Below are 6,554 nucleotides of genomic sequence, written 5' to 3'. Positions count from 1 at the left end.
CTGCCCCCCTTGATAAGGGGGGTGCCGATCCCCCCTGCTCCCCTTGATAAGGGGGGTGCCGATAGGCGGGGGGATCTCCCTTGATAAGGGGGGCATCTGATAATTTTTAACGCCTACCTACTTACAAGCTCTGTTAGCTGATGCTCCTGGGGAGCCAGTCTTCCTGAATACCCCGACTTAGGGCAACAACCCGAGAAGTTGGCTAAAGACAAAACCCGCAACAGCTAGACTACTCTTTTTTTAACTTAAGGCAAGCTTTCTATTAATTGGATCACAAAGTTAGCCCTTGCAGAATCGCCTAAAGTTAGATAACCTTCTCTGGCTTTACTATACCAAATCTTGGCTTGATTATTATCTCCTAAAGCTGCATAAACTTCGCCTAAACCAAATTGAGCCAAGGTTTTTTCTTCTAATTGTTCTGGTATCTGAGCTAATTCTATCGCTTTTAGATAATGATTGGTAGCTAGATTAGCTAGGCCAATTTGCCAGTACAAATCAGCTAAGTTTCTCTCGATGATTGCTGAATTTTGACCCTGTTTGATGGTAGTTTCTAGAATAGTGATCGCTTCACTGGTAAGATGATAAGTTGCTAGGGATTTGGAGGATAAAACATAGTTATTAAAAGTTGAAGTCGGTAGGGTATAAGTTCCATAAAAATCGGCTAATATTAATGCTTTAATTTGCTTATTTATATTTAATTGTTCTATTTTATTAACTTCGTCCTGTATGGTTGCAACTTCGGAGGAATGTAACCTGATGAATTCTATGTTAGAAGCTTTATCTTGCTCGGAAGACTGTCCCCCATCGGTTTTAATTGTCACAGAATAAGGAATACCGGGCCGAAAAACTGGTGTTCCGGGATAGGAAATTTGGGTTTGAGAAACTTGCTTTTCCCAGATAATCCCCTGTGAATCCATAACTTTTATTGTGTAATATCTCGTTTGAGAAACTTCATTCCAGCGCAAAATGGGGGTATCTGTCAGTATCAGGGTGTGACGGGGTGAAATGAGATAGGGGATGAGTGCATTTGTTCCCCCTAAAGAACCCAGGGGTGGGGGATTTTTGGCTTTTAACGCTTCCCAGATGGGGCAAATTGTCTTTAGTCCAGAGGGTACACCTGAACTAACTGGACGTTGTTGTAAATCGGGACATAATACTGTCACCCTAACACCCTGAAGAGGAAAAATTTGATCGCCTTTGTTTAATTCTGTATTAATAGAAACGGGTTTAAATTCAGTCCAATTTTGTCTTTTTAGCTTGACGATACCAGTTGTTGATTCAATTCTAGCAGGGAAAGCTATCCCTTTAGCACTTTCTAAAAATAGGGTCAGCATTCCTGTGCTTAATCCTAATAGGATGAGTTGGGTTTTGGTGAGCATTTTTGTTTCTCCCGGTTTACTAAACATTGTTGTGCTTGTATTCTCCAGCTATCTTCGTCAGGATTTAAGCTGTTAGCGTATTGATTACAGGTTTCCCATTCTTTTAAGGCCTCTGTTTGGTTATTTTGGGCTTCTCTTACCTGCGCTAGTAAACAATGAGGAGCAGCACTATTTTTATCTAATTTAATCGCTTCTAATAAAGCTGTTTCTGCCGATGGAATATCTCATTGTTTTAGCCTTGCCCAACCTAAATTTTTCCAGATAGCAAATTGGGTTTCTTGATCTAATTTTGGCACAGATTGGGCTTTAAGTAAGAGGTGAACAGCAGCAGGATAATTTTTATTGAGAATATGTAATCGAGCTAGATTATTAATAGCGGTAGTGTTACCTCCTTGTATAGCTAATATATATTCTTTTCTAGCTAAATCAAAATCCTGTAATTCTTCGTAGAGTAATCCCAAGTTAAAATGTGCCTCAGCGTCATCTGGATTTAAAGACAAAGCTCGTTGATAATCTTCTTCTGCACTGCTCAAATCTCCCTTTTGATAATGACTCCAACCCCAATGATTATACCAGGTGGCTACAGTTGGTAAAGAGAGTCTTAATCCCCAAATACTCAGCATTAATAAAAAAGATAAACCAGCGCCAATTTCTTGCCAGTATTGTTCTTGAATCCCAAAGCGTGTCAGTAAGTTTTTTCCAGTTTCTTGTCCAGTTTTAGTTAAGACTCCTCCTGCAGCAAGTAAGGTTAATATACTTTGAAAACTGACTAAAACACCTCCCAAAATATCGCTTCCCCCCGAAAGAAACCGCGAGCCAATTTCACCAATTAATCCTAAAGAAATTGTCAAGAAAGTAACAGAAGCTCCATTGGCCAATAAATCGTATTTGTGCCAAGAAGAATCAATTTTAGGGACTTCAAGTAGCCACCACCAATTTTTAGTATCGGGATTAAAATTGGGACGTAATTTGGCGATTATTGGAGCGATTGTGGCTTGTTTTTTCCTAAGAATGTTGTCTAATTCTTGGAGGGTATTTAGGATATTATCAGTAATTAAATAGGTTTCTGTTAGCTTAGTTTGAATGCGATCGCGTGCTAGTAAAATATTAAGAATTTCGGCTTCTGTTGGTGTAGGATGCTCTTGGAGAATTGCGATCAAATCTTGATAGGTTTTTAGGTCTTGTTCTAGAGATGAATTAGACATAGGCTTAGAATACTTAGAATAGTGATTTTCTTAAAGTAAACCTATAATTGTTCTTAACGCTGTTTCTAAATTAGCTCGATCAATTTGTATGATGATTACAGGTCTAATTCCTGACTGTTCTGTGCCAATGACGGGGTTGAGGTCGCACAAAACCACATCACCACGAATAACGCTACCATTTGATTTCGCCACGAGCTAATTTTTCCTCATAATCTTCTAGATTTGACAAATAATCTGAAAAATCAGATTCTGCGATTTCTACGAAATCAGAAAACTGCTGATTGTACTTTAAGGTAAGGAAATCAATAAAGTCATTCACTTCTTCAACTAATGACTCTGGAAGTTGACGAATTTTGGCAATTGTAATATCTTGGACTGTCATGATTGAGAATTGTTCTTGAGAGTGGGGTACTAAAGCGCAACTACAAACTGATCATAGCATTTTTGAGCAGAATTTTAAAGATTTATCTGATAACTGATAACTGATAACTGATAACTGATTATAATCCATTGCCAATGAGAATAAAAGGCGCCCAGTAACGGGGATGACTGAGGCGATTTGCTACGTCCGATGGCACTCCTTCAATAGGTTCTATTCTAATACTACCACGCCGCTGCTGATCGGTTGGGTTATTACTGGTAATCAAGGCAATTTGTGCCTGTTGTAATGCCGCTGCTTTACTCAATTTACCCGTCCTCAAAGCAGCATAAAAAGCATTCATCAAAGCTTGTGTACCGCCATCATCAACACTCCATAAAGAGGCAATAACTGCCCTTGCACCTGCGGTTTATAGTCGATATCCTAACCCTAAAATTTCGATTCCTGTGCCGTAATTACCCCCTAAACCTGTCTCGCAAGCACTCAAAACAATTAAATCAATATTTTTAAACCGCCAGTTTTTCATTGTTTGTAGAGTCACAACTGTCCCATCTCCAAAAAGAACAAAAGACTGTTCTGGAGTTCCCACCACAAAGGCTGCATGGGTGGCAAAATGGACGACAGTATAGCTATCCAGTAGGGGAATAATTGTTTGATTGAAGTCTTTATCGAAGTATTTAGTAGTAGGAGAAACTGTCTGTGCTAATTTATCTACCTCTATACCCGCAAAAGGCAACCCATTAAATTTGAAGTCTTGTCCCTCATGTCGAAACTGATAGCTACCCTTGACGAATGCCGCCGCTAAAATGTGCATTTTTAGTTCGGGTTTGGTATTAAAATCAGTCAGAGATGCTGCCGTAATATTATTAACCCGGTAGCGTTCAATTAACCACTGTTTGCCGTCGTATAAAGCCGCCAGAGGAATGTAGCGCAGTTGTCCATCAGGAGCATAAATAATCGTTTTTGCATCGGCAGTTTTTAGGTTATTTTCTAGGGGTTTAATCAGCCATTCATAAAGCTGTTGGGCTGGCTTTTTGGCATCCAGATTAGGATTTTGTAAGGCTTCCCGGAAAGCGCGAATAGTTTCGTTTAGTTCTTTTTTGCTGACTTTTACGGTGTGGCGGACGGGAGGAGAATCGGCAGTGGTGAGGATGATTTCTAAGCGGTCATCAAAGATAATTGGGTAGATAAGGACGGCATTTTGTTGCAGTTTTTTGAGATTATCAGATAAGCCAATTAAATTGTCTAAACTATTCAGGAGATCGGCGGAACGGGTTTGGGGTTTGAGTTGGTTAATTAAGGCTAAAACTTCTGGACTTTCGATAAATTTATTAAACTCAGCCACAATTTGTTCCTGTTGTTTCCAGAGTTGGGCGAGACGTTGTTCTTCTGAGGGAGTTAGTTTGCCGTTGAGTTTTTGTCGTTCTTGCAGTCGGCTGATTTCTTGGCCAATTTCTACTGCTTTATTAAGAATTGCCTCAATTCCCTCGTCTATTTTTTGTTCTGGCGGTAGTTTAGGAACTCCCTGTTCTGTATTTGTATTACCGCGCACTCCCCGCAAATAATCGTCTAATTCCTGTACTTTTAACAAGTCTAACACCCGTTGCGCTTCCAGAATGCGGTCTTGTTGCAGCAGCAAGTCAGCTAAACGGCGGTAAGTATTGGCAACAGTTTCGGTGTAGGTTTGTTGCAATTCTTTGGGGAGTCCTTTAATATCGCCTCTGAGAGTTTCATAGACGTTAACCGATTGTTTGTAGAAGATAATCCCTAGTTGAGGTTGGTTTTGTTGTTGCAGTAAGTAACCAATATTGTCTAAGGTTATCGCTTCCCCTGCGCGATCGCCCACTGCCCGGGATAAGGGTAAAGCCTGTTGGTAGTAGTCTAATGCTTTCTGTTTCTCCCCTAAATCATCATAGACACCACCAATATTATTGAGAGTGGTGGCTTCCCCAGAGCGATCGCCCACCGCCCGTCTTAAGGGTAAAGCCTGTTGGTAGTAGTCTAATGCTTTCTGTTTCTCCCCTAAATCATCATAGACAGCGCCAATATTATTGAGAGTGGTGGCTTCCCCCTCGCGATCCCCCACCGCCCGCCATAAGGGTAAAGCCTGTTGGTAGTAGTCTAATGCCTTTTGTTTCTCCCCTAAATCATCATAGACACCACCAATATTATTGAGAGTGGTGGCTTCCCCAGAGCGATCGCCTACTGCCCGTGATAAGGGTAAAGCCTGTTGGTAGTAGTCTAAAGCCTTTTGTTTCTCCCCTAAATCAGAATAGACACGACCAATATTATTGAGAGTAGTGGCTTCCCCCTCGCGATCCCCCACCGCCCGCCTTAAGGGTAAAGCCTGTTGGTAATAGTCTAATGCCTTTTGTTTCTCCCCTAAATCATCATAGACAGCACCAATATTATTGAGAAGTCTGGCTTCCCCTGCGCGATCTTTAATTTCTCGATAAATTGGCAATGCTTGGTTATAGTATTCTAGGGCTTTGGGTTTGAATCCTAAACGACTATAAACTCTACCCAATTGCAAGTTTATCAAGGCTTCCTGTGCTTTATCTCCCAGATTACGCCACAGAGGTAAGGCTTGTTCCCATTTAATTATTGCCTGTTGGTAGGATTCGGCTGTCCCCTGCTGGGATAGTTGCATCCCCTCGTTAAATAGCCTTTCCGCTTCAGCTTTTTTCGTCCACCAGAACAAATCATTGGTTTGCGCTTGGACAGGTGGCACTATTCCGGGTTGAGAAATGGGCAAGATAGACACGCCGGAGGCGAGTAGCAGCAGCAGGGTAGCGAGGTTGAGGGATTTGAGCATGGTTTAAGAAAGGATATTTAGTTTATTGACTCTTCTCGGCTTTGTGTGATAATTTTTGCTTATGGAATCGTGAAATGCTTACTGGACAAAACTTTTAAGACTATTTTGCGGATATTCTATCAGTATAGACTTCGTTTCCACACAGAAACCAGAAGAGCCGTTTATTCTACTTTCTGGTTATAGATCTGGGACTTTCGTTAAAACTCCCTCATATTTTTCTTTGTTATCTCCATTCAAACTAGGCAAGTTTTCAACAACATTCTTCCCCTCTTTATCAACTGTTACAGCTAGTTTTAATCCCAAAGCCTTCAGCCAAAGCCCTAAATTATAAATTCCTATTCCTGCTGGCATTGTTAATAATTTATCGAGAAATTGCTCACAAATTTTAATTTGTTCTGCGGTTAAATGAGAATCCCCAAGAGCTTCCAGAACATTCCTCAAAGCCATTTTCAGTAATTCGGGATCGAATTCAAACTCGTCTTCTTCTAAGTGAGTTTCGAGATAAAGAGCCGCATAGTTTGGATCTTTAAGATTGTCCAGCAAAAAAGGGTGGTAGCTAATACTTTTAGACATAATTTTAACTCCGATAATCTCTCCAGTATTCTTGGGCTTGGCGAATATCTTTAATTTGAGTGCCTTTATCACCTCCACACAGTAGCAACACGATGGTTGTCCCTACTTGTCCGAAATAAGTAGGTAGGCGTTAAAAGTTGTCAGACACCCCCCTTATCAAGGGGGGCAGGGGGGATCGGCACCCCCCTTATTAAGGGGGGCAG

At 40.9% G+C, this 6,554-nt stretch carries 5 protein-coding genes and 1 pseudogene; all 6 read right to left on the bottom strand.

Annotated features, from left to right (window positions below; all coding sequences use genetic code 11):
• Nucleotides 1-245: 245 nt before the first annotated feature.
• Nucleotides 246-1,379: a tetratricopeptide repeat protein gene (locus IQ234_RS19230; protein ID WP_193958256.1), complete on the bottom strand. Its 1,134-nt coding sequence runs from the start codon at nucleotides 1,377-1,379 to the stop codon at nucleotides 246-248.
• Between the two features lie 224 nt (nucleotides 1,380-1,603).
• A complete protein-coding gene (locus IQ234_RS19225) occupies nucleotides 1,604-2,584 on the bottom strand; it encodes a tetratricopeptide repeat protein (protein ID WP_193958255.1) in 981 nt (326 codons plus the stop codon).
• Nucleotides 2,585-2,614: 30 nt separating this feature from the next.
• A complete protein-coding gene (locus tag IQ234_RS21660) occupies nucleotides 2,615-2,776 on the bottom strand; it encodes a type II toxin-antitoxin system PemK/MazF family toxin (RefSeq protein ID WP_322743471.1) in 162 nt (53 codons plus the stop codon).
• Entirely contained in the window at nucleotides 2,757-2,966 is a 210-nt protein-coding gene (locus tag IQ234_RS19215; RefSeq protein WP_002789196.1) for a DUF2281 domain-containing protein, read from the bottom strand. The genes IQ234_RS21660 and IQ234_RS19215 overlap by 20 nt, the downstream gene beginning before the upstream one ends.
• A 118-nt stretch (nucleotides 2,967-3,084) precedes the next feature.
• Nucleotides 3,085-5,778: pseudogene (locus tag IQ234_RS19210) on the bottom strand (CHAT domain-containing protein).
• Between the two features lie 177 nt (nucleotides 5,779-5,955).
• A complete protein-coding gene (locus tag IQ234_RS19205) occupies nucleotides 5,956-6,351 on the bottom strand; it encodes a DNA-binding protein (RefSeq protein WP_193958254.1) in 396 nt (131 codons plus the stop codon).
• Between the last annotated feature and the right edge of the window lie 203 nt (nucleotides 6,352-6,554).

The sequence above is a fragment of the Microcystis aeruginosa LEGE 91341 genome (genome assembly GCF_015206885.1).
Lineage (GTDB): Bacteria > Cyanobacteriota > Cyanobacteriia > Cyanobacteriales > Microcystaceae > Microcystis > Microcystis aeruginosa_H.
This window is presented reverse-complemented; position numbering and strand designations above follow the sequence as displayed.